The organism is Aminobacter sp. LjRoot7, assembly GCF_964252895.1.
GTDB classification, from domain to species: domain Bacteria; phylum Pseudomonadota; class Alphaproteobacteria; order Rhizobiales; family Rhizobiaceae; genus Aminobacter; species Aminobacter aminovorans_B.
In genome coordinates this window covers 250744-271387 of record NZ_CAXUPX020000006.1, presented here as the reverse complement: position 1 = coordinate 271387, position 20644 = coordinate 250744, and the positions used below count along the sequence as shown (strand labels likewise).

The window sequence follows — 20644 nt, the reverse complement described above, 5'->3', positions numbered from 1 at the left end:
CCACGTCGCTCATCGTCATTCGTCGGTCACGAGGTGACACGCGACACGGGTTCCGCCCGCGAGCGTGCGTACCGCCGGGAGCTCTGACGAGCAGCGCGCGGTGGCCATCGGGCATCGCGGATGGAACGGACAGCCTGACGGTGGCTTGAGCGGGCTCGGCACCTCGCCGCCTGCAACGACCCGATCCCGGTGCGGATGTTTGACGTTCGGGATCGTCTCGAGCAGCAGCTGCGTGTAGGGATGGCGCGGATTGGCAAACAGGGCCTCGGTCTCGCCTTCCTCGACGATGCGGCCGAGATACATGACCGCAATGCGATCGGACATGTGCCGGACCACGCTCATGTCGTGGCTGATGAACAGATAGGTCAGACCGAACTCGTCCTGCAGCCGCCGCATCAGGTTGAGCACCTGGGCCTGCACCGACACATCAAGCGCCGATGTCGGCTCGTCGCACACCAGGAAACGTGGCTCGCTTGCCAGGGCACGCGCGATCGAGATTCGCTGCCGCTGGCCACCGGAGAATTCATGCGGAAACTTGTCGCCGTCCGAAGCCGACAGGCCGACAGTCTTGAGCAGTTCCACAACCCGCTCGTTGACCTCGGCCGCGGTGTTCCGCAGCTTCAACTCGCGCAGCGGCTCGGCGATGATGTTCTTCACGCGCCAGCGCGGATTGAGCGAGGCGTAAGGATCCTGGAAGATCATCTGCGCCGACAGCGGCTTGCCATCCGCACCCTGCGCAAAGCGCATCTCGCCGCCATTTGCCTTGTAGAGCCCGGTCACAAGCCGCGCGACTGTCGACTTGCCGCAGCCGCTTTCGCCGACAAGGCTGAGGCAGCCGCCCAGCGGAACCTCGAAGCTGATGTCGCTGACGGCCTGCAGATACTGGCGCGGCTTGCGCTCGACCACGCGGTTGAGCCACGGCGCCGAGACGTCGAATGTCTTGACGAGTCCCTCGACGCTGAGCGCCTGCGTCTTCTGTGTCGACATCACGGTCATGCTGTTCCTCCCGCATTCAGCCAGCAGGCGCTGGCGCCGGCACCCACCGGCAACAGGTCAGGCCGCTCGCGCACGCAACGCGGACCAGCTTCCTTGCAGCGCGGATTGAAAGCGCAGCCAGCCGGAACCGCATCGAGCCGTGGCATCGAGCCGTCGATCTGGTTCAGGTGCTTGACGCGCGCGCCCAGCTCCGGAATGGAGGCCATGAGTCCGCGCGTATAAGGATGCGTCGGTGCGCTCAGCACCTGTTCGACTGGCCCGATCTCGACAAGACGGCCGGCATACAACACCGCAATCCGGTCGGCCGTCTCGGCAATGACGCCCATGTCGTGCGTGACCAGCATGACCGCTGTCCGCTTCTCCTTGCACAGCTTGCGCAGCAGTGAGGTGATCTGCGCCTGGATCGACACGTCGAGCGCGGTGGTCGGCTCGTCGGCGATGATCAGCTTGGGCGAGGCAGCGAGCGCAAGGGCGATGACCACGCGCTGGCGCATGCCGCCGGAGAACTGATGCGGATACTGGCTGAAGCGATCTTCGGGCGACGGGATGCCGACGTCCTTGAGCAGCGAGATCGCGCGTGCCTTCGCCTCGGCCTTGCCCATGCCGAGGTGCTGGCGGATGGTCTCGGTCAGCTGGGCACCGACAGTGAAGAGCGGATTGAGCGAGGTCAGTGGGTCCTGGAAGATGGCGCCGATCTCGCGGCCGCGGATTTTCTCCATCGCGCGGTCGTCGAGATTGTCGATGCGACGATCGGCGAGCCAGATCTCGCCTTCGGCGATATGGCCGGGACGCTCGAGCAGGCCCTGGATCGCCAGGCCGGTCATCGACTTGCCGGCGCCGGACTCGCCGACGACACCGAGGATCTCGCCCGGGCGTATCGACAGGCTGACGTTGGAAAGCGCGGTTGCTACGCCCCGGCGGCTCGGGAATTCGACCCTGAGGTTACGAACCTCAAGTACGGGTTTGTCGACTTCAGCCATTGGCTTTGACCTCGATCGGATAGCTTGGCGGGAATATCTCCGAAACCGGCGGATTGCCCCAGCTGCGTTCCGGATACTTGGCGATGAGCCCGTCGAACTGGCTCTGGGCGCGCTGCCGCGCGGCCTTCATGTCGATGCCGGCGACCTCGCCGAAGCGCATCGACAGGCGTCCATCTACGAACACGGCCTGCGTGACCTTGCCCGACCCGCCTGTCACCAGCGTGGTGATCGGGTCGATCGACGGCGCCATGACCGCATCGTCGAGGCCGAACACGGCGATGTCGGCACGCGCACCAGGCATCAGCTTACCGAGGTCGTCGCGGCCCAGCGCCTTGGCGCCGCCGAGTGTTGCCGCATCGAACAGGTCGGCGCTGCGGACACGATCGGAGACCCCATCGTTGATACGGCATGCGATCAGGCCGACGAGCAAGTTCATCAGCATGTCGGCGGGCGTCGTGTCCGTGCCCATCGCAATGTTGATGCCGCGTTCCTTGCACTTGGAGAACGAGTTGAGCGTGCTGCCGCCACGGGCCGAGACCAGCGGGCAGTGCACGATCGACACGCCGTTCTCGGCATAGAGCCCGAGGTCCTCCTCGGTGGCGTTGGTGGCATGCGGAGCGATCAGTCTGTCGTTGATCAGGCCGGCACGCGCCAGCCAAACCGGGGCGGTCGTGCCATGCAGCTTGCGCACGGTTTCGACCTCCATCGAGCCTTGCGCCATGTGCAGGCGGATCTTGCAGCCGAGTTCGGCAGCAGCGGCTTGCGTCTGACGCAGCAGCTCTTCCGTGCAGGTCTCGACACGATCCGGCACCAGCAGGCCGCGCACCAGGTCGCCATGGCGACCGTTCTGGCGGCCGATGTAGTCGACGGCGTCGCGCAGGCCGGCGAGGCCGCGCTTCTCGTCGAACACCGCTTCCATGCGGCCCGGCTCTTCGAGCACCATGCCGCCGGCGCGGTAGGCCGGGCTGAGATAGACGCGCAGGCCGAGATCGCCGGCCGCATCAGCGGCAGCGTCGAACTCGGCGACTGTCTCGCCCCACTCGCGGTAGAACAGCGAGGCGATCGGAGCGGCTGTCGTGATGCCGTTCAGCAGCAGCTGACCGAAGGCGAAACGCTTCTGGAAGGCGAGTTCTTCCTGCGAGTACATCTCGTAGGGACCGGCCTCGACATAATGGCGCGGCCAGACGCGCCCCTTGGCCCAACCGGGATGATGGTCGATGCCGAGGATGGTGGTGTCGAGATCCGACAGCGCGTCGAGATCGATGAGACCAGGGCTGACAAGTGCGTTGCCGAAGTCGATGCGGCGGGCGACCTCGCCGGCAAAATCGGTACCGACATAGACCACCTCGCCGCCGTCGACCACGACCTGACCGTTGGGGATCAGCCGGTGACCGCCATCGCGGTGACCGAGCACCCAGGCGGCGGTGATCAGCGTGCGCCCGTCGGGACGCTTGCCGAGTTCGAGTGTGTCGAGAACCTGTCTGGTCATGGCATTTCCACCGTTGCCTGGCCGTTGCGCGCGGTGACGCGGCCGCCCTTGACGACAAGCGGGCGTGGCGCGACGTCGACGACAGCATGGGCCAGCGTCTCGCCGGTCAGCAGCGTGAGATCGGCGTTGCAGCCTTCGGCAAGGCCATAGCCCTCGATGCGCATCACATCGGCGCCGCCCTGCGAGACGACGTGCAGCACGTGCGCAAGCTCGATGTCAGAGCGCAGGCCGTTCTTCATGCCGACCACCTTGGCGCGGTCGAGCATGTCAGGCTGGCCCCATGGGCCCCAGGTGTCGCGGATGCCGTCGCAGCCCGCACCAACACGCACGCCTGCCTGCTTGAGGCGCATGATCGACGGCACGGTCGCCGACGGCGCGCCAGTCGTGAGGATCGCGACGTCGAGCTCGGCGATCTGTTCGATCAACTGGCCGACGCGCAGGTAGTCATTCATGCCGAGCGCAAAGGCGTGGCTGATGGCGACCTTGCCCTGCATGCCGTTGGCGCGGATGCGCTCGAACATCAGCTCCATGGTGAAGGCGCCGAGATCGCCCGCCTCATGCAGGTGGATGTCGATCGGGCACTGGTGCTTCAGCGCCAGCGCAAAGATGGCGTCGAGCTGGCCCTTGGGATCGCGGTCGATGCCGCAGGGGTCGATGCCACCAAGAACTTCGCAGCCCTGGCTCAGCGCCTCGTCAAGCAGTTCCAGCGTGCCGGGCATGACCATCAGGCCTGACTGCGGGAAGGCGACGATCTCGATGTCGATGACGCCCTTCAGCTTCTCACGCGTCTCCATGATGCCGTCGACGAGCGCCAGCTTGTGGACCGGATCGATGTCGACATGGCTGCGGATATGCGTCGAGCCATGCGCGGCAAGGCCGATCGCGTGGCGCATCGACTGGCGGTGCGGGTCGATGCCGATCTCGATGCGGTTCTCGCGTTCGAAGTCGATGCGCTCGCGCAGCACGGCACGGCGGTTGTTCTCGTGCCAGGGCATGCCCCAGGTGGTCTTGTCGAGATGGGTGTGCGCGTCGATCAGGCCCGGAATGGCAATGGCGCCCTTGCCGTCCTCGACCGCCATGCCAGGGTCCGCCTCGAAGCGGCCGATGCCGGCGATCCGCCCATCGCGGATCAGCAGGTCGGAATTCGTACCGCCATAGGGGCGGACGTTGCGGAGCAACAGGTTGGTCATCACGCTTACCTCAGTTTCGGATTGAGCACGTCGCGCAGCCAGTCACCCAGGATGTTGACGACGACGACGAGCAGGCAGAGCTGGATCACCGGGAACAGAACGATCCACCACGAACCGGAGAACAGGAACTGGTTGCCGATGCGAATCAGCGTTCCGAGCGACGGCTGGCCGGGCGGCATGCCGATGCCCAGGAAGGACAGCGTCGCCTCGGTCAGGATCGCCATGCCGAAGTTCAGCGTGGCGGCAACCAGCACCGGCGTCAGTGTATTGGGCAGGATGTGGTACGCCAGGATGCGACGGGCCGGGACCTTCAAAAGGCGCGCTGCCTGAACATATTCCTTGTTGCGCTCGACGATGGTCTGGGCACGCACGGTGCGCGCATATTGCACCCACGCCGATAGCGAAATGGCGAGGATAAGCACCGCCGAAGCCCCGATTTCGCGCAGCTCGCTTGGCAGCATCTGCCGCACCACGGTCGAGACGAGAATGGCGATCAGGATCGTCGGCATCGACAGCGTGATGTCGCCGATGCGCATCAGGATGTTCTCGATCATGCCGCCGAAGAAGCCGGCGATCAGCCCCGCGGTCATGCCGATCAGCAGCGACAGCGCCACCGAGGCGAGGCCGATCACGATCGATATGCGCGTGCCGTAGAGGATCGCCGACAGCATGTCGCGACCTTGCGTGTCGGTGCCGAGCAGATAGGGCCACTCGCCGCCCTCTTGCCAGACCGGCGGCAACTCCGCCTTCCACATGTCGAGCTGTGCGGCGTCATAGGGATTTTGCGGCGCAATGAGCGGCGCGAACACCGCCGTAAGGATCACGATGGCCAGGACAACCGCGGCGATCATCGCCGACTTGCTGTGCGTGAACGACCACCAGACGTCGCTACCGCGCATACGCTGGAGCATGGTGGGGGGCTGTGCAGCACCCGGCTTTGAAGTATCGATCGTCATCGAGACGCCCCTGTCTGGTCAGCGTGCGTTGCGCAGGCGCGGATCGATCACCGCATAGGTGATGTCGACCAGCGTGTTCAGCGCGACGAAGATGAAGGAGATGATGCAGAGATAGGCCGCCATCACCGGGATATCGAGGAAGGTGACCGCCTGGATGAACAGCATGCCCATGCCCGGCCACTGGAAGACGGTCTCGGTGATGAGGGCAAAGGCGATCAGCGAACCGATGTTCATCGCCGTCATCGTCACCACCGGCATCAGGCAATTCCGCAGCGCGTGGCGGAAATAGATGCGCCAGCGCGGAATGCCCCTGGCGCGGGCAAACTTCACGTAGTCCGAGCGCAGCACTTCCAGCATCTCGGCGCGGACGAGGCGCATGATGAGCGTGATCTGGTAGAGCGACAGCGCAACGGCCGGCAGAAGCAGGGCGGCGCGGCCCGATGGCGTCAACAGGCCGGTCGACCACCAGCCGAGCTGGACGACTTCGCCGCGGCCAAAGGCCGGCAGCCAGCCCAGTATGACCGAGAAGACCAGAATGAGCAGGATGCCGACGACGAAACTCGGCAGCGACACCCCTATGATGGATAAGAACTGTAGCGACTCCGTGTACCACTTGCCGCGTTTGATCGCCGTGAGCACGCCCAAGGGGAGGCCGAAGATCAGCGAGATCAAGGTGGCCACCAGCACCAGCTCGAGCGTTGCCGGGAAACGTTCCCCGATCAGCGTCAGGACGTCCTGGCCATTGCGGTAGGAGATGCCGAAGTCACCGCGCGCGGCATTGACGACGAAGCGCACGAACTGCGTCGCTGTGTCGTCATTGAGACCGAGCTTTTCGCGGATGGCATCACGGTCCGCCTGCGTCGTCTGTTCGGTGACCATCAACTCGACCGGATCGCCGGCAAGGCGGAAGATCACGAATGCGAGCATGGCCACGGCGAGCATGACCATGATGGCGTTGGCGATGCGGCTTATAGTGAAGACCAGCATGTGGAGCCTCGCGGGGTGGATGGAGCTGGGGCGCCCGTCGCGCCGGCCCCGTATGGGTGTTTACTGCGCGAAATGAGTCAGCCGGTGGCGCGGCTTGTTCTCGGCGAGATGCATGATGTCAGCGCGGAAGCCCATGCGAGGTTCTCCGCAAGTCCGGGCGTCGAAAAGCCCGCGGACTGCCGCGAGGGTCAGCTTCCTGAACATGCGAGTTCTCCCACTTCGTTTTGCTCCAGCCCCCTTGGCGGGGATCTTGTTCATGAAGCGATGGCGGCTCGTGACCACCAATCTGCTTGCCGCATCAACCGGCTGCACCTCCACTGCCTTGCCGATTGCCGCCTGCGTGCCAAAAGCTACGAAGTCGCAACACTCATGTCAACCATATTGTCGACAATCTTGTGTATTTTTGCCAACAGACTGCGTTGGCCTACCAGTCGGCTGTCGATATCGGGGCCAATGCGCAATGCCTGTCAGCCTGTTCACCCGTCGGCCCGGTCTCCGGCATGCTGCTGAATCTTTGGAATAATGAGCGCCCAGGCCCCACCGCCTTGCCGGGCGAGGCGAAAAGCGCCTCACGCGCCCGCTTGAACATCGCCGGGATCTCCGACCCGATTTGAAAGATGGCCGGAGACACCACTCGACCCGACAATCGCCCCAGCCTAGAAAGCCAAGTCCGACAGCGTAAATCCGGCAACAACGGCTCGTCACACGGAGTGTCATCAGGCGTCTGTTCTTTACCAGATCTCGACGCTGCATGTTGCGCGATGGCAGCCACTGATGGATCAACACTAATTTGTCTCATCAGATCAAAGTAAAAACTTAAAGAAAATTCCATAAACTCTTTTAAAATCGCCAAAGTTGCAGCATCTCTAAATCATTCCCGCATGGCGGCAGAGAATTTCGCAATGTCGATACATTGCAGTTTAATAAAGTTGCAATCTCCGTCGAGGTACTGAGCCATACCAAACCGAGCCGGGACCCCGTCATGACGATCAGACTGAAGCTCATTGCCAGTATCGCCCTTCTTGCGGTTTTGTTGTCGATCTCGGGCGGCACAGCCTTTTGGGCACTGCAGTCCGTGTCCGAACGGACCCGCACAATTGTCGTCGATCGCGTCGAGCCGATGACCCACCTGAAGACCGTCGCCGACATGTATGCCGTCAACATCGTCGACACGGCCCACAAGGTCAGGAGCGGCGCGCTCGATTGGGCGGAGGGCGAAAAGGCACTACGCGTCGCCGTCGACGCCATTGACCGTTCCTGGACGGCTTATGCGTCCACTGTCATGACACCGGACGAAAAGGCGTTGGCCGACGGTTTCGCCGGGCTTCGCGAGAACTCGAAAGGTGCGATCGACACGCTGGTCGACATCATCGCGCGTAAGGACCAGGCATCACTCGATCGCTTTGTCGTCGATCGGCTCTATCCGACCATCGATCCGCTTGCCACGCCAATCAGCGACCTGGTTTCCCTCCAGCTTCGCGTGGCACAGGAGGAGTTTGCCGCCGCAAACGATCTGAAATCGACCATCGTCCTGTGGATGGGCGCGCTTGCCGTCGTCTCGTTCGCCATCGTCGCTTTCTCGGTCTGGCTGGTGATCGGCGGCGTGACGACCCCGCTCAAGCGCATGAAAGAGGCAATGAGCCGCCTAGCATCCGGTGACACCGCGGCGGCAGTTCCCCATTCCGGGCGCCGCGACGAGATCGGCGAGATGGCTGGAGCCGTCGAGGTGTTCCGGCAGGCGGCGATTGCCAACAGGCGGATGGAAGAGGAGGCACAAGCCACACGGGCGCGGGCCGAAAGCGACCGCATTCGCCTGACCGAAGAAGCGGAGGCCGCAGCCCAGGCACGGCTGGACCAGGCGACCTCGGGGCTTGCCGCAGGTCTCCGCCGGCTTGCCTCCGGTGACCTGTCGTTCCAACTCGAGCAGGCCTTCGCGCCGGATTTCGAGCCTCTGCGCCATGATCTCAACGCCGCGATCGGCCAGCTCGGCGGCACGCTGTCGGCCATCACCTTGTCGGCCGGATCGATCGACAACGGAACCCGCGAGATCAGCGTCAGCGCCGACGACCTGTCGCGCCGCACCGAACAGCAGGCGGCCTCGCTCGAAGAGACGGCTGCCGCGCTCGACGAGATCACCGTCAATGTCTCAAACTCCTCCAAGCGCGCCGACGAAGCGCGGTCGGTGGCGATGCGGGCCAATGCCAGTGCTGCCCAGTCCGGTGCGGTCGTGGGCAACGCGGTCGAGGCCATGGGCCGGATCGAGGAAGCCTCCGGCCAGATCTCCAACATCATCGGCGTCATCGACGAGATCGCCTTCCAGACCAATCTTCTGGCGCTCAACGCCGGCGTCGAGGCGGCGCGGGCAGGCGATGCTGGCAGGGGCTTTGCCGTCGTCGCCCATGAAGTGCGCGAACTGGCGCAGCGCTCGGCCAAGGCGGCCAGGGAAATCAAGGATCTGATCCACCACTCGAGCGTCGAGATCGAGGCCGGCGTCAAGCTGGTGCGGCAGACCGGCGAGGCGCTGAAGACGATCGAGACCTATGTCGTGACCATCAACCATCACATGGACGCGATCGCCACCTCCGTGCACGAGCAGTCGACCGGCCTTGCCGAGGTCAATACCGCGGTCAACCAGATAGACCAGGTCACCCAGCAGAACGCCGCCATGGTCGAGGAGACCACGGCCGCCAGCGTGACGCTCGCCGGCGAAGCCGCCCGCCTGCGCCAACTGATCGCGCAGTTCGCGCTTGCCGACGCTTCGGCGTCTCAGAGCCAGCGTCGCGCAGCCTGATAGCGTACAGTGAACCGCCAACAGCCCCTCCGGCAACCCGCCGGAGGGGCTGTTGGAGACCATCACGCGAGCTGATGCCTAAGACCGGCAGCCTCGATGCCTGCAACGGCCGCGAGCTCATCATTGTCTGACGTGTCGCCAGTGATGCCGACAGCGCCGAGAAGTTTGCCGCTCTGGTCGCGGATGAGCACGCCGCCGGGCACCGGCACGATCCTGCCGCCGGAGACGGCGTTGAGACCCTCGATGAAGTGTGGCCGCTCCCTGGCGGTCTGGTCGAGCCAGCGCGACCCCATGCCGACGGCCAGCGCACCATAAGCCTTACCCGAGGCGATCTCGTAGCGGAGCATCGAGGCGCCGTCCTGCTTCTGGAAGGCTTTCAGATGCCCGCCGGCGTCGAGCACGGCAACCGTCAACGGCTTCATCTTCGCCTCGGTGCCCTTTTCGAAGGCGGCTGCGATGATGGTGTTGGCCATGGCCAGCGTCAGTTCAGTCATGTCGTCCTCCAGGTATCCTTCATCAAAAAGGCGGCTGCCAACCTGTGGCAGCCGCCGAAACGCATGGCATTGTCGAAAGGCTGTCAGCCTCCGGCGTGACTACTTCGTCACGCCCATCAGCTTGCCGAGATAGGCGACATACTCGCCGAACTGCGGCAGCGCGCGGGTGGCGGCGGCGTCGCGGGGGCGCGGCAGGTCGATCAACACCTCCTCGATGATCTTGCCCGGCCGGTCGGCCATGACGAGCACGCGGTCGGAGAGGAACACGGCCTCGGCGATGCTGTGGGTGATCAGCATCACAGTCTTGCGGTGCTCCTGCCAGATGCGCAGCAGCTCGACATTGAGCTTGTCGCGGGTGAGCGCGTCGAGCGCGCCGAAGGGCTCGTCCATGAGCAGGATCGGCGGATCGAGCACCAGCGCCTGGCCAATCGAGGCACGCTGGCGCATTCCGCCCGACAGCTGGTGCGGGTGGGCGTCGGCGAACTTGCTCAGCGACAGCACCTCCAGCACCTTGTCGACCGCCTGGTCGCGGGCTTCCGCCGGCATCTTGCGGATGCGGGCGCCAAGCTCGACATTCTTGCGCACGGTGAGCCAGGGCAGCATGTTGTTGGTCTGGAACACGACGCCGATGTCTGGCCGCGGCGAATGGATCGCCTCACCCTTGATCGTCGCCGAGCCGCTCTCATAGGGGATCAGGCCGGCGATGATGCGCAGAAGCGTGCTCTTGCCGCAGCCGCTCGGCCCGAGCACCGAAACGAATTCCTGGTTGCGGATACCGAAATTGATGTCTTCGAGCGCCTTGACCTTGCCGAAGTGCTTGTTGAGCCCCGTGGCTTCGATGTGGTTGGCCTGAGGCTGTGCGGCCGGCTGGGCGCGGCCCTTTTGTGCCTCGATGGTCGCCGTAGCCGACATGGTGTCCTCCCGAACTGCGATATTCATACCTGGATACCCCGCCACCAGACGGACTTGGCCGCGAATTCGATGGCGGCATAGAGCACCAGCGAGATCAGCGTGATGACGATGATACAGCCGAAGACGAGGTCGGTGCGCGACGAAGCGGTGCCCAGCATTATGAGGTTGCCGAGGCCGCGGTCGGAGCCGACGAGTTCGCCGATGATGGCGCCGATCATCGCAAGCGGCATGGCCACGCGGCAGCCGTCGATGAAGGCCGGCAGCGCGCTTGGCAGGCGCAGCGTCGTGAACGTTGTCCACGGACCGGCATTGAGAGCGCGGAAGTGTTCTTCCAGGTTCTTGGCCGTGCCGGCGAAGCCGCCGAGCGTGGCGACGACGATCGGGAAGAAGGCGAACAGGAAGGCCATCGCCACCTTGGAGACGAAGCCGTAGCCGAACCAGACGATCATCAGCGGCGCCAGCGCGCTCTTGGGCGTGGTCTGCAGTGCCGTCACCAGCGGGTAGATGGTGCGCTGGGCGAAGGGCGAGACATAGACGACCATGCCGATGATGATACCGACCACGACGGCGGCAATGAAGCCGATCAGCACTTCGGCCAGCGTGTACATCGAATGCTCGAATATCTGGTCACGCGATTCCCAGATCGCCACCGCGATCGCCGAGATCGGCGGCAGGATGTATTTCTTCACTTCGAAATAGCGGACGCCATATTCCCAGAAGAGCAGGAACGCTCCGAAAAACGAGATGACTTGCGCATAGGCAACAAGCCTTGGACTAACGCCTGACATATTGGCTCCTCCCTGATAGGCGTCCGGGGTGGCCTCGCAGGCAGCGGCCCCGGAAATCTGTACGTCGCATCCGGGTCTCCGGTGCGCTCTTTGAGGAAGGGCGCCAGCATGGCCGGCGCCCCTCGGTCTCGGTGGCTTGCAGGTCCTCGGCCTACTCGCCCAGCTTGTCCTTCACCACCTGGTGAGGCGGCGGGACAAGGAAGCGCTTGAAATGCCACTGGTCGAAGGCGTCGATGTTGCGTGCCCAGACCTGGGCGACATGCGGGTTGTCTTCGGTCACCTGGATCATGTCGCAATAGATCTCGCAGTTGTTGCCGTCGGGATCCTTGAACACGAGGAAGCAGTTGGCGCCCGGACCATGCTTGCCGATGCCGCGGACGATTTCCACGCCGCGCTCCTGCAGCATCTCGGCCGCCGCCTCCATGTCCTCGAGGCTGTCGACCAGGTAGGAGAAGTGCTCGAGGCCGGGCCTCGAATACTTCGGCAGGTCGTCGCGATCAGGCGAATCCGCCGGGATCTGCGACAGAGCGAGGTCGTGATGGTCGGCGCCTGCGCGCAGGAACACCATCTTGTCCTCGATCCAGTCCGAGACCTCCAGCCCGACGACATTGGTGTAGAAGTCGACGGACTTGTGGATGTCACGAACCATCAGGACCATGTGGCCCAGCTTCCTGACGTTGATCTTCTTCTTCATGGTCCTCATCCAGGAGTGAAGTCAGCCTCAGCGGCTGATGTTGCGGTAGAGGTCAGCAGTCTTGATGCTATCGTCGACGACGAAGGCTTCACGCACGAAGCCCATGGTCTTTTCCATGCGGTCGGCACGGACGAAACCCAGGTCCTTGTTCTCGGCATTCGGATCGCGAACCAGGGCGTTGATCTGCTTGACCTGCTCCAGCACGATGCTCTTTTCGAGCGTCGGATACTGCTTGACGATCAGGTCGGCCGACTCGTCCGGGTTCTGGGCGAGATATTCGTAGCCGCGATAGGACGCGTCGAGGAACTTGTCGACGACCTCGGGCTTCTCGGCCAGCATCTGCTCGGTGGTGACGAAGCCGCTGCCATACATGTCGAGACCGAAATCGCGATACTTGATCATGCCGATCTTCTTGCCGCTCTCGCCGGCATTCTCGGTCAGGATCGGCAGGCTGGCGCCTTCCCAGCACTCGGCGAGATCGACCTTGCCTTCCAGGAAGGACGAGGTGATGACGGCCGGGTTCATGCGCAGCAGCTTGAGGTGATCCTTGGGCAGGCCGTTCTCCTCGAGCCAGCTCGGGACGATGTTCTGCACTGGCGAGGTGGCGCCGCCACCGACGGACTTGCCAGCGAAATCGGCGAGCTTCTTCTCGCTCTCGCCGTCCTTGGTCAGGTAGCAGAGCGCGCCGGGCCACACCGTGTTGATCGACCCGACAAAGACTGCCTTGCCGCCATTGGCGCGGTTGAGAATGACGGAAACCGGATCGCCGTAGCCGATGTCGAACAGGCCCTGGTCGATCTCGTTGACGGTGCGCTGGCCGCCATAGCCCTGGTAGACGGTGACGTCGAGGCCGGCCTCGTCATAGAAGCCCTTGGCCTTGGCAACCAGGATGCCACCGACGCTGCCCTGCGGCAGCCACGACATGTTGAAAGAGACCTTCTCGGCCGCCGACGCGGCGACCGTCATGCTTGCAACGGCGCCTGCCAGCGCGAGCCCGCGCAGTGCCTTCCCGAAACTCATTGCCATACTGTCCTCCTCAGTGTTGGGCCTGATTTTTGGATGCTTCTTACCCGACCGGCATCGACCGTATCGGATTTGTTATGGCGCCGACTTTTTCGACGGCTGCCGTGACGATGTCCCCGCAGTTGAGGAACTCCCCAGTCCCCATGCCGACTCCGTCAGGCGTGCCGGTGGCGATCAGGTCGCCCGGCCGAAGCGTCAGGATCGACGACAGATAGGAAATCTGCTCGGCGACGGAAAAGATCATCGAACCGGTACTGTCGTCCTGCTTGCGCGTTCCGTTCACGTCCAGCGTCAGGCGCAGGCTCTGCGGATCGCCGATGCAGGCGGCCGGCACGAGCCACGGACCGAGCGGGGCGAACGTGTCAAAGCTCTTGCCCCGGAACCAGTCGAATTTGAAGGGGAAATCGGTGCGGCGGGTGAGATCGCGCGAGGTGATGTCGTTGATGACCGAATAGGCGGCAACGTGCTCGAGCGCCTTCTCGACCGGAATGTCGCGGCCGCCAATACCGATCACTGCTGCCAGCTCGACCTCCCAATCGACCTTCTGCGCGCGCTCCGGCAGGATCACCGCCTCATCGGGGCCGATGACGCTCGAATCCGCCTTCATGAACACGTAGGGCTGGCTTTCAGCCTTGTCGGCCAGCACCGTACCCATCTCCTGGGCATGCTCGACATAGTTGGAGGCGGTGGCGAAAATGCGGATCGGGCGATAGGGCGCGCGCAGCTGCGTTCCCGTCCCCAACGGCTCGTATTTCGGGCCAGCGGCGACGACGCTCTCGGCAAGTGCCGCCAGAGCCGGAGCCACATCCTGCCAGCGATCCAGGATACCCGGCACACCGCCTGATATCCACTTCTCCCAAGCCTGGGCATCCTTGCCCGCAAGGCGCGCCACCAGCGCGAGGTCATAGACGCCCTGCTCCGTTACCAATACGGGCCGAACTTCGTCCCTGATCACTCGTTGTCCTAGCGCGTGCCACACCACTGGCTGGCTCCTTCCCTGTTGCCTGCTATCGTTGTTGCATACATTTCATCATCTGTGTATGCATGTCAAGCATGAGGTGCGCACAGCGAGCGAGTTTCTAACGATGTCTGAAATCGAATTGTTCCACGAATGGGGTTCGGTTCAGTCCTTCAAGGTCCGCATCTGCCTGGCCGAGCTCGGCCTCCCCTGGACGTCGCGCCGCATCGACCTGTCGCGTTTCGAGAATCTCGGCCCGGCCTATCTCGAAGTGCATCCAAAAGGACTGGTGCCGGCGCTGCGCTGGAACGGCGAGGTCTTTTTCGAATCCTCCGACATCAACGAACTGCTCGTCGACATTGCCGGCGGCAGGCTGCTGCCGTCTGCCATAGAAGAACGCGCACGCGCGCGAAGCTGGGCGCGCTTCGAAGACGAGGTGGTGCATCCCGCCATGCGTCCGCCGACCTTCAATCTCATTCTCAAGGCGCGCGTGGCAAAGATCGCCCCGGCTGAATTCGCCGAGCTGATCGCGCGGCATCCCCTACCGGCGCGACGCGACGCCTATCTCGCGGCTGCCCACGCGGCTTTTGATCGTGCGGCGGTCGTCGCCTCGATCAGGACATTCCGCGACGTGCTGGCGAAGATGGAGCAGGCGCTGGCTGGAAGAGACTGGCTGGCAGCGGACAGCTTTTCGCTGGCCGATGTGGCGATGGCTGCCTTCGTCGACCGGTTGGACCGGCTGGCCATGACAAGCCTGCTCGCGGCCTTTCCCAACACTTCCGACTGGGCGGCACGCATCCGCGCACGCCCGTCATTCTCTGCGGCCCAAGGCCCTGATACCGCTCGCCCCGATCCGCTCGTCGACACCGGCCTGGTCGCCGCACTGCTCGCCGAAGCACTCGGTCAGCCCCCAACACCGGAAATGGAAATGCTCTGATGGATCACGCCATGAAGATCGACGTGCTGGACGACAACAAGACCCTGCTCGACCGCCTGTTCATCGACGCCCGCAGCCAGAACGGCTGGCTCAACCGGCCGGTCGATCTCGCTCTGCTGGAGCGCATCCACGACATCGCCAAAATGGGACCGACGAGCATGAACTGTTTGCCTCTGCGCATCGTCTACCTGACGACTAGTGCAGCGCGCGAAAGACTGAAACCGGCGTTGGCCGCCGGCAACGTCTCCAAGATCATGACCTGTCCTGTCGTCGCCATTTTCGCCACCGACCACGGCTTCGCCGAGAAGATGCCGTTCCTGTTCCCGCACACCGACGGCAAAGGCCATTTCGAGCGCAATCCTCATCTCGTCGACGACACCGCCTTCCGCAACGCTACCCTGCAGGCGGCCTACTACATGCTGGCGGCACGTGCGGTGGGCCTCGACTGCGGGCCTATCTCCGGCTTCAATCGCGCCGCCACCGACGAGATCTTCTTCGCCGGCACCGCCATCCGCTCCAATTTCATCTGCGGCATCGGCCATGGCGATCCGGCCAAGCTGTTTCCCCGCCACCCTCGCCTGCCGTTCGACGAAGCCTGCACCGTTCTCTGACTAAATCCAAAAAAGAAGCCCCCGACGCGAACGCCGGGGGCCAGGCTACGGGTGCGCAATCGGCTGTTCGAAAAAGTCTTGAACTAGGCTCGCCTGAAAATCAGTCGGGACGGCGGGCGACAACCTTGAGCTCGACCACCATGTCTGTATGCGGCAGCTGGCTGACGCCTACCGTGGTGCGAGTCGGACCGTCCGGGCCAAACCATTTGTTGTATTCGCCGTTCATCGCCGGATAGTCGGCCATGTCGGTGAGGAAGATCGTGACATCGACGAGATCCGAGAGCGTGCCATCAACCGAACGCAGGGTCTCGGTGATGTTGGCGATGATCGCCCGGAACTGTTCGGCCACGTCGTAGCTCGCCTTGCCCGCCTGCCTGGTGACACCGGCGATGGTGCCGTCCTTCTGCCGGGCGCTGACGCCCGACAGGAACAGCAGGCCGCCCGCTTCGTGCAGGAACGGATAGTTGGCGAGCGGCTTCGGCCGTTCGGATGTTGTGATGCTCACGCGGCCTTCTCCAGCGCCCAGGGCGAGAAGCCGGCCTTGTCGATCGCAGCGAGGAATGTCTGCTCGGCCTGCGCGTCGAGTTCGACCAGCGGTGCTCGCACAGTGCGCCAATCGTTGGAGCCGAGTTCGCGTGCGATCAGCGACTTCATCGCCTGGATCATCGGGAATTGCTGGAACAGCGTCCGCACTGCGGCAGCACCGGCGAAGGCATCGGCCACGCCGAGCTTCGGCGTGTTCACGACAGCCTCGACCATGCCCTTGGCGTTGACGTTGGCGGTCGCCGAAATGCAGCCGACCGAGCCCTTGGAAATCGTCTCGCCGAGCAGGATCTCGGAAGCCGGGAACACCTTGAAGCCGTCGCCAACCTCGAGATAGCGCGCCAGGTTTTCGCGGTCGCCCGAGCTGTCCTTGATACCGACGACATTCGGATAGCAGCGGCGCAGGCCCTCGATCAGCTCGACGGTGATCGAAACGCCGGTGAACTGCGGGATGTGGTAGAGCACCACCTGCAGCCTGTCCGAACCCACCGCCTCGATCAGGCGGCCATAGTGGCGGATCAGGCCTTCGGTCGACGCCGGCTTGAAGAAGAACGGCGGCAGCACCAGCACGGCAGGCGCACCGGCATCAACGGCTGCGCGCGTCAGTTCGACGGTCTCCTCGAGCGAATTGGCACCGGTGCCCGGCATCAGAGCCGACGCCGGGATGCCTGATGCAACGACCTCATCGAGCAAGCGGCGCTTTTCCGCCAGCGACAGCGAAGCTGCCTCGCTGTTGGTGCCGAAGATCGCTAGGCCGGCGCCCTGGTCGACGACCCAGCGGCAATGGCTGAGGAAACGCTGCGAATTGACGGTCAAGTCCGAGTTGAACGGCGTCAGCACCGGTGCGTAGACGGAGAGAAGCTCCTGGTTCATGGGTCTCACTTTCGCTTTTGACAGGACAGTCCGCAGGGAAAGAGACCGCATTCGTCGATGGCGAAGCGCATGATCTCGTGTCCCAGTTCCTCTTCGTGCGTATCGAAATGCGCGACGATGGATGTGTGGTTGTGGCGGCTCAGTTGGACGAAGCGCGGCGCCTTGCCAGTGCGCATCGCATGGCGCTGGACGAACTCGGCGCCATAGGCGTCGATGTAGCGGTTCTCGAACTCGGCTATGGCGACCATCACCGGCAGCGGGCTGGTGCCTGCATGGATCACCGGCGACAGCGCCTCGTAGGCCGCCTCGTCGTCGCCGAAGTACTGGCGCACGTTGTTGGCGTTGGGATTGGTAGGCAGGCTGTCAGCCCTGAGCCGCGCGCTGATCAGCACCGCACCCTTGATGTCGGAGCTCGGGCGCCGCCCGACATTGGGATCGTAGAGATAGCCGGCGACATGGCAGCCACCGGCGGAATGGCCGACGAGCAGGATCGAGCGCGGATTGCCGCCAAAGCGCTCGATGTTTTCGGCGATCCAGTCGATCGCAGCCGCCACGTCGCGCGCGCCTTCGGGATATTGCGCACCGGGCGCCAGCCGATACTCGACATTGACGCCGACGAGGCCCTGGCGGCTGAACCAGCGCAGCACGTTGTCGTAGATCAGGCCATCGGTGCTTTTCGAGCCACGCGTGAACGCGCCGCCATGGACGAAGACGACGACCGGCCGGCCGCGCCCGGAAGCGCAACGGCTGCTGCTTTCGAAGACGTCGAGGCGATGGGCGGGATCGGCGCCGTAGGCCAGGTCGCGGTGGACGACGATGTCGTCATTGGCGGCCTTCTCCTGGTGATTGGCGCGATAGACATCGAGCACCACCTTACGGCTCGCACCCAGATCGTCGTTCCAGACCTTGCCGACGGCATCCAGCCGCGCCCGCTCATCAGGCGAAAGTCCCGCAAATCGCATTTCTGCTGTCCCTGCTCCTCGCAGAGGGGCCATCAAGCAGGTGTACCCACGCCCCTCATTTGTTGCTGGATAGCAGTCAATTTCACACTTGACAACATATTTGCATACACAGATTAGTATTTGCATACACAGATAGATAGAGTCTGTGTTGCGGGGCGGTTGCCGCCTCGCCGCCAAAAGCTGAGAAAGGAAATCCAATGGCCAAGTTGCGCCATCTCGCCATCGCCGTGTCCGACCCGGAAGCGGCTGCCCAGTTCTTCGAGAAGGCCTTCGGCATGACCCGCGCCGGCCAGGCGATGCGCGGCGTCTACATGTCCGACGGCGTCATGAACGTCGCCCTGCTGAACTTCGGCGAAGAGCCGGTCCCGGGATTCGAGACCGAGAAGGACTACAACGGCATTATCCACTTCGGCATGTGGGTGGATTCGGTTGAGGAAACCGACGAACTGGTGAAGGCCGCCGGCGGCTCGTACATGAACGGCCGCAAGGAATCGAACCCGAACGTCTTCTACGAAGTGAAGTACAAGACCCCTGAAGGCATCGTTTTCGACGTCACCGAAAACGGCTGGAAGGGCGCGGTCAAGAACGTCAACGCCGCCTGACCTGGCCCGCACCAATGCCGGGGCAACTAGCACCCCCGGCATCGGGCCATGTCACAGCCGCCGGCTTGGGCGGCGGCAAAATAGAACGGAACGGAGCAATCGAGATGGCCAAGTCTAAGATCGCGGTGACGATCCCCGTATCGGAAACCTGCCTGTCGCGACTGTCCCAGTCCTACGACGTGATCACGCTGCCCGCAGGACTGGGCAGCGGATCACCGGCTATCGATTTCAGCGGTGTCTGGGCGGTGCTCACCAATGGCAGCACCGGTATATCAGACGCCGAGATGGGCAGGCTGCCCGACCTCAAGTTGGTTTCCGCCTATGGCGCAGGCTACGAGAATGTCGATGTCGAGGCCGCAAGGCGCCGCGGCATCCACATCACCCACGCGCCGAACACCAACACCGAAACTGTCGCCGACCACGCGCTCGCGCTGATGCTGGCGGTATCGCGCGACATCTGCCAACGCGACCGCCGCCTGCGCGAGGGCGCCTGGGGCGCGATCCGCTCGGCCCGCCCGACGCTGTCGGGCGCTGCCCTCGGTATCATCGGCCTCGGCAACATCGGCCAAGGGGTCGCGAAGCGCGGCGAAGCCTTCGGCATGCGTGTCGCCTACACTACCCGCAATCCAGTAACCGACGTCGACTGGCAGCATGTCGCCGACCCGCTCGCGCTCGCGTCGATAAGCGACTTCCTCGTCGTCGCCTGCCCCGGCGGACCGGCCACGCGCCATCTCGTCGACCGTCACATGCTCGCAGCGCTCGGGCCGGACGGTTTCCTGGTCAACGTCTCGCGTGGCATGGTTGTCGACACCGATGCGCTGGTCGAAGCCTTGCAAACTCACCGGATCGCCGGCGCCGGCCTGGACGTCTTCGACGGCGAGCCGGGGCTGCCGGCCGGCCTTGCCGATCTCGAGAATGTCGTGCTGACCCCCCACATGGCCGGACGCTCGCCGGCGGCGGAAAACGCACAGATCGACATCTTTCTCCACAACCTCGCCGCGCATCGCAGCGGTGGTATACTCAAAGCCCAGCTTGCATAAATCTCGGGCTGTCACTAAATCGATTTGGGATTTGCCGTCGCGGCAGATCGCCATTTGCCGTGAAGACCGGAAAGCCGAACGATGACCACCATTGCCTCGCAGATCTACCAGGCCCTCGCCGAGGAAATCGCCAAGGGCGTGATGGTGCCTGGCCAGAAGCTCGAGGAAAAGGTCATCGCCGAGAAGTTTGGTGTCTCCAGGACCCCGGTGCGCGACGCCCTGCGCGAGCTCGGCGCCCGCGGTCTGATCGAGATGAACCCGCGCCGCGGCGGCGTCGTCGCCCGCATCGACACCGAACAGATGGCCGACATGCTGGAGGCGGAATGCGAGATCGAGGCTCTGTGCGCCCGGCTTGCCGCCCAGCGCATGAGCGCGCTCGAACGCGAGCAGCTCTACGAACTGCATCGCCAGTATGCCGCCTGCGTCGCCGAAAAGGACATCGAAGGCTGCCGCGACATCAACCGCAAGTTCCATGACGCCATCTGCCGTGGCGCCCACAGCGTCACCATCACCGCGATGGCCGTCGACCTGCGCGTGCGCCTAGCCCCTTTCCGCCAGCATCAGGCCGGCCCTGCCGACATCCGCCTGCAGCAATCGCTCGACGAACACCAGAAGGTGGTCGACGCGATCCGCGCCAATGACGGCCCGGCCGCATTCGCCGCTCTCTACCAGCACAACGCCCGCCTCAGCGCCGGCGTGATGAGCCGCTTCGCCGCCGAAGCGGCGAAGTAGCCCCAAGGCATTATCCCGACACCATCGATGATCCGCGCCCGGCCTCTGGCCGGGTTGCCTGCGCACATCGGCTGCTGACGGCGGCA

23 protein-coding genes are annotated in these 20644 nt (G+C 63.9%); 7 read left to right on the top strand and 16 right to left on the bottom strand.

The window, feature by feature from the left end; translation table 11 throughout:
- Window positions 1-15: 15 nt before the first annotated feature.
- From ACSQ3E_RS18660 to ACSQ3E_RS18630, 7 genes are read right to left on the bottom strand one after another with little or no spacing between them, the layout of a single operon-like run.
- On the bottom strand, window positions 16-996 hold the full coding sequence (locus ACSQ3E_RS18660) for an ABC transporter ATP-binding protein (protein WP_436123848.1): 981 nt from the start codon (window positions 994-996) through the stop codon (window positions 16-18).
- Window positions 993-1976: an ABC transporter ATP-binding protein gene (locus tag ACSQ3E_RS18655; protein ID WP_436123847.1), complete on the bottom strand. Its 984-nt coding sequence runs from the start codon at window positions 1974-1976 to the stop codon at window positions 993-995. Before ACSQ3E_RS18655 ends, ACSQ3E_RS18660 begins: the two co-directional genes overlap by 4 nt.
- A complete protein-coding gene (locus ACSQ3E_RS18650; RefSeq protein ID WP_436123846.1) occupies window positions 1969-3465 on the bottom strand; it encodes an amidohydrolase family protein in 1497 nt (498 codons plus the stop codon). Before ACSQ3E_RS18650 ends, ACSQ3E_RS18655 begins: the two co-directional genes overlap by 8 nt.
- Window positions 3462-4655: an amidohydrolase family protein gene (locus ACSQ3E_RS18645; RefSeq protein ID WP_436123845.1), complete on the bottom strand. Its 1194-nt coding sequence runs from the start codon at window positions 4653-4655 to the stop codon at window positions 3462-3464. Before ACSQ3E_RS18645 ends, ACSQ3E_RS18650 begins: the two co-directional genes overlap by 4 nt.
- Window positions 4656-4660: 5 nt before the next feature.
- Complete coding sequence (locus ACSQ3E_RS18640) at window positions 4661-5611, bottom strand: ABC transporter permease (protein ID WP_436123844.1); 951 nt, start codon at window positions 5609-5611, stop codon at window positions 4661-4663.
- A gap of 18 nt (window positions 5612-5629) precedes the next feature.
- On the bottom strand, window positions 5630-6598 hold the full coding sequence (locus tag ACSQ3E_RS18635; protein ID WP_436123843.1) for an ABC transporter permease: 969 nt from the start codon (window positions 6596-6598) through the stop codon (window positions 5630-5632).
- A 60-nt stretch (window positions 6599-6658) separates the two neighbouring features.
- Entirely contained in the window at window positions 6659-6802 is a 144-nt protein-coding gene (locus ACSQ3E_RS18630) for a hypothetical protein (protein ID WP_436123842.1), read from the bottom strand.
- Between the two features lie 215 nt (window positions 6803-7017).
- Between ACSQ3E_RS18630 and ACSQ3E_RS18625 the strand changes: the two genes are divergently transcribed.
- Both ACSQ3E_RS18625 and ACSQ3E_RS18620 read left to right on the top strand, forming a co-directional pair.
- Window positions 7018-7212 carry a hypothetical protein gene (locus ACSQ3E_RS18625; RefSeq protein ID WP_436123841.1) on the top strand — a complete coding sequence of 65 codons (195 nt, stop codon included), beginning with the start codon at window positions 7018-7020 and terminating at the stop codon, window positions 7210-7212.
- A gap of 368 nt (window positions 7213-7580) precedes the next feature.
- Window positions 7581-9389, top strand: coding sequence for a methyl-accepting chemotaxis protein (locus ACSQ3E_RS18620; protein ID WP_436123840.1), 1809 nt, complete (start codon window positions 7581-7583; stop codon window positions 9387-9389).
- Between the two features lie 62 nt (window positions 9390-9451).
- Here ACSQ3E_RS18620 and ACSQ3E_RS18615 read toward each other — a convergent pair whose 3' ends face one another.
- From ACSQ3E_RS18615 to ACSQ3E_RS18590, 6 genes are all read right to left on the bottom strand, one after another.
- The gene (locus ACSQ3E_RS18615; protein ID WP_436123839.1) at window positions 9452-9883 is read right to left on the bottom strand and encodes a GlcG/HbpS family heme-binding protein; all 432 of its coding nucleotides are present in this window, start codon (window positions 9881-9883) and stop codon (window positions 9452-9454) included.
- Window positions 9884-9982: 99 nt separating this feature from the next.
- On the bottom strand, window positions 9983-10795 hold the full coding sequence (locus ACSQ3E_RS18610) for an ABC transporter ATP-binding protein (protein WP_436123838.1): 813 nt from the start codon (window positions 10793-10795) through the stop codon (window positions 9983-9985).
- A gap of 23 nt (window positions 10796-10818) precedes the next feature.
- On the bottom strand, window positions 10819-11583 hold the full coding sequence (locus tag ACSQ3E_RS18605; protein ID WP_310326072.1) for an ABC transporter permease: 765 nt from the start codon (window positions 11581-11583) through the stop codon (window positions 10819-10821).
- Between the two features lie 151 nt (window positions 11584-11734).
- Window positions 11735-12277, bottom strand: coding sequence for a VOC family protein (locus ACSQ3E_RS18600; protein WP_208993677.1), 543 nt, complete (start codon window positions 12275-12277; stop codon window positions 11735-11737).
- Window positions 12278-12304: 27 nt separating this feature from the next.
- A complete protein-coding gene (locus ACSQ3E_RS18595; protein ID WP_310326076.1) occupies window positions 12305-13297 on the bottom strand; it encodes an ABC transporter substrate-binding protein in 993 nt (330 codons plus the stop codon).
- A gap of 46 nt (window positions 13298-13343) precedes the next feature.
- Window positions 13344-14255, bottom strand: coding sequence for a fumarylacetoacetate hydrolase family protein (locus ACSQ3E_RS18590; protein ID WP_436123837.1), 912 nt, complete (start codon window positions 14253-14255; stop codon window positions 13344-13346).
- Window positions 14256-14385: 130 nt separating this feature from the next.
- Here ACSQ3E_RS18590 and ACSQ3E_RS18585 point away from each other — a divergent pair, with 130 nt between their 5' ends.
- A complete protein-coding gene (locus ACSQ3E_RS18585; RefSeq protein WP_436123836.1) occupies window positions 14386-15195 on the top strand; it encodes a glutathione S-transferase family protein in 810 nt (269 codons plus the stop codon).
- Entirely contained in the window at window positions 15195-15806 is a 612-nt protein-coding gene (locus tag ACSQ3E_RS18580) for a malonic semialdehyde reductase (protein WP_436123835.1), read from the top strand. Before ACSQ3E_RS18585 ends, ACSQ3E_RS18580 begins: the two co-directional genes overlap by 1 nt.
- Before the next feature lie 100 nt (window positions 15807-15906).
- Here the strand turns inward: ACSQ3E_RS18580 and ACSQ3E_RS18575 are convergent, their stop codons facing one another.
- From ACSQ3E_RS18575 to ACSQ3E_RS18565, 3 genes are read right to left on the bottom strand one after another with little or no spacing between them, the layout of a single operon-like run.
- Complete coding sequence (locus ACSQ3E_RS18575; protein ID WP_436123834.1) at window positions 15907-16311, bottom strand: RidA family protein; 405 nt, start codon at window positions 16309-16311, stop codon at window positions 15907-15909.
- Window positions 16308-17222: a dihydrodipicolinate synthase family protein gene (locus ACSQ3E_RS18570; protein WP_436123833.1), complete on the bottom strand. Its 915-nt coding sequence runs from the start codon at window positions 17220-17222 to the stop codon at window positions 16308-16310. Before ACSQ3E_RS18570 ends, ACSQ3E_RS18575 begins: the two co-directional genes overlap by 4 nt.
- A gap of 5 nt (window positions 17223-17227) precedes the next feature.
- Window positions 17228-18184, bottom strand: coding sequence for an alpha/beta hydrolase (locus tag ACSQ3E_RS18565; RefSeq protein WP_310326089.1), 957 nt, complete (start codon window positions 18182-18184; stop codon window positions 17228-17230).
- A gap of 197 nt (window positions 18185-18381) precedes the next feature.
- On the opposite strand from ACSQ3E_RS18565, the gene ACSQ3E_RS18560 reads away from it, so the two are divergent.
- From ACSQ3E_RS18560 to ACSQ3E_RS18550, 3 genes are all read left to right on the top strand, one after another.
- Window positions 18382-18786: a VOC family protein gene (locus ACSQ3E_RS18560; RefSeq protein WP_067956254.1), complete on the top strand. Its 405-nt coding sequence runs from the start codon at window positions 18382-18384 to the stop codon at window positions 18784-18786.
- A 104-nt stretch (window positions 18787-18890) separates the two neighbouring features.
- Window positions 18891-19826 (top strand): 2-hydroxyacid dehydrogenase, encoded by a 936-nt coding sequence (locus ACSQ3E_RS18555; protein ID WP_436123832.1) that lies wholly within the window; start codon window positions 18891-18893, stop codon window positions 19824-19826.
- An 81-nt stretch (window positions 19827-19907) separates the two neighbouring features.
- On the top strand, window positions 19908-20558 hold the full coding sequence (locus ACSQ3E_RS18550; protein ID WP_310326096.1) for a GntR family transcriptional regulator: 651 nt from the start codon (window positions 19908-19910) through the stop codon (window positions 20556-20558).
- Window positions 20559-20644: the final 86 nt, after the last annotated feature.

Coding starts and splice junctions, on each gene's coding strand:
- ACSQ3E_RS18660 (WP_436123848.1), bottom strand. CDS start 996: ATGACCGTGATGTCGACACAGAAGACGCAGGCGCTCAGCGTCGAGGGA.
- ACSQ3E_RS18655 (WP_436123847.1), bottom strand. CDS start 1,976: ATGGCTGAAGTCGACAAACCCGTACTTGAGGTTCGTAACCTCAGGGTC.
- ACSQ3E_RS18650 (WP_436123846.1), bottom strand. CDS start 3,465: ATGACCAGACAGGTTCTCGACACACTCGAACTCGGCAAGCGTCCCGAC.
- ACSQ3E_RS18645 (WP_436123845.1), bottom strand. CDS start 4,655: ATGACCAACCTGTTGCTCCGCAACGTCCGCCCCTATGGCGGTACGAAT.
- ACSQ3E_RS18640 (WP_436123844.1), bottom strand. CDS start 5,611: ATGACGATCGATACTTCAAAGCCGGGTGCTGCACAGCCCCCCACCATG.
- ACSQ3E_RS18635 (WP_436123843.1), bottom strand. CDS start 6,598: ATGCTGGTCTTCACTATAAGCCGCATCGCCAACGCCATCATGGTCATG.
- ACSQ3E_RS18630 (WP_436123842.1), bottom strand. CDS start 6,802: ATGTTCAGGAAGCTGACCCTCGCGGCAGTCCGCGGGCTTTTCGACGCC.
- ACSQ3E_RS18620 (WP_436123840.1), top strand. CDS start 7,581: ATGACGATCAGACTGAAGCTCATTGCCAGTATCGCCCTTCTTGCGGTT.
- ACSQ3E_RS18615 (WP_436123839.1), bottom strand. CDS start 9,883: ATGACTGAACTGACGCTGGCCATGGCCAACACCATCATCGCAGCCGCC.
- ACSQ3E_RS18610 (WP_436123838.1), bottom strand. CDS start 10,795: ATGTCGGCTACGGCGACCATCGAGGCACAAAAGGGCCGCGCCCAGCCG.
- ACSQ3E_RS18605 (WP_310326072.1), bottom strand. CDS start 11,583: ATGTCAGGCGTTAGTCCAAGGCTTGTTGCCTATGCGCAAGTCATCTCG.
- ACSQ3E_RS18600 (WP_208993677.1), bottom strand. CDS start 12,277: ATGAAGAAGAAGATCAACGTCAGGAAGCTGGGCCACATGGTCCTGATG.
- ACSQ3E_RS18595 (WP_310326076.1), bottom strand. CDS start 13,297: ATGAGTTTCGGGAAGGCACTGCGCGGGCTCGCGCTGGCAGGCGCCGTT.
- ACSQ3E_RS18585 (WP_436123836.1), top strand. CDS start 14,386: ATGTCTGAAATCGAATTGTTCCACGAATGGGGTTCGGTTCAGTCCTTC.
- ACSQ3E_RS18580 (WP_436123835.1), top strand. CDS start 15,195: ATGGATCACGCCATGAAGATCGACGTGCTGGACGACAACAAGACCCTG.
- ACSQ3E_RS18570 (WP_436123833.1), bottom strand. CDS start 17,222: ATGAACCAGGAGCTTCTCTCCGTCTACGCACCGGTGCTGACGCCGTTC.
- ACSQ3E_RS18565 (WP_310326089.1), bottom strand. CDS start 18,184: ATGCGATTTGCGGGACTTTCGCCTGATGAGCGGGCGCGGCTGGATGCC.
- ACSQ3E_RS18560 (WP_067956254.1), top strand. CDS start 18,382: ATGGCCAAGTTGCGCCATCTCGCCATCGCCGTGTCCGACCCGGAAGCG.
- ACSQ3E_RS18555 (WP_436123832.1), top strand. CDS start 18,891: ATGGCCAAGTCTAAGATCGCGGTGACGATCCCCGTATCGGAAACCTGC.
- ACSQ3E_RS18550 (WP_310326096.1), top strand. CDS start 19,908: ATGACCACCATTGCCTCGCAGATCTACCAGGCCCTCGCCGAGGAAATC.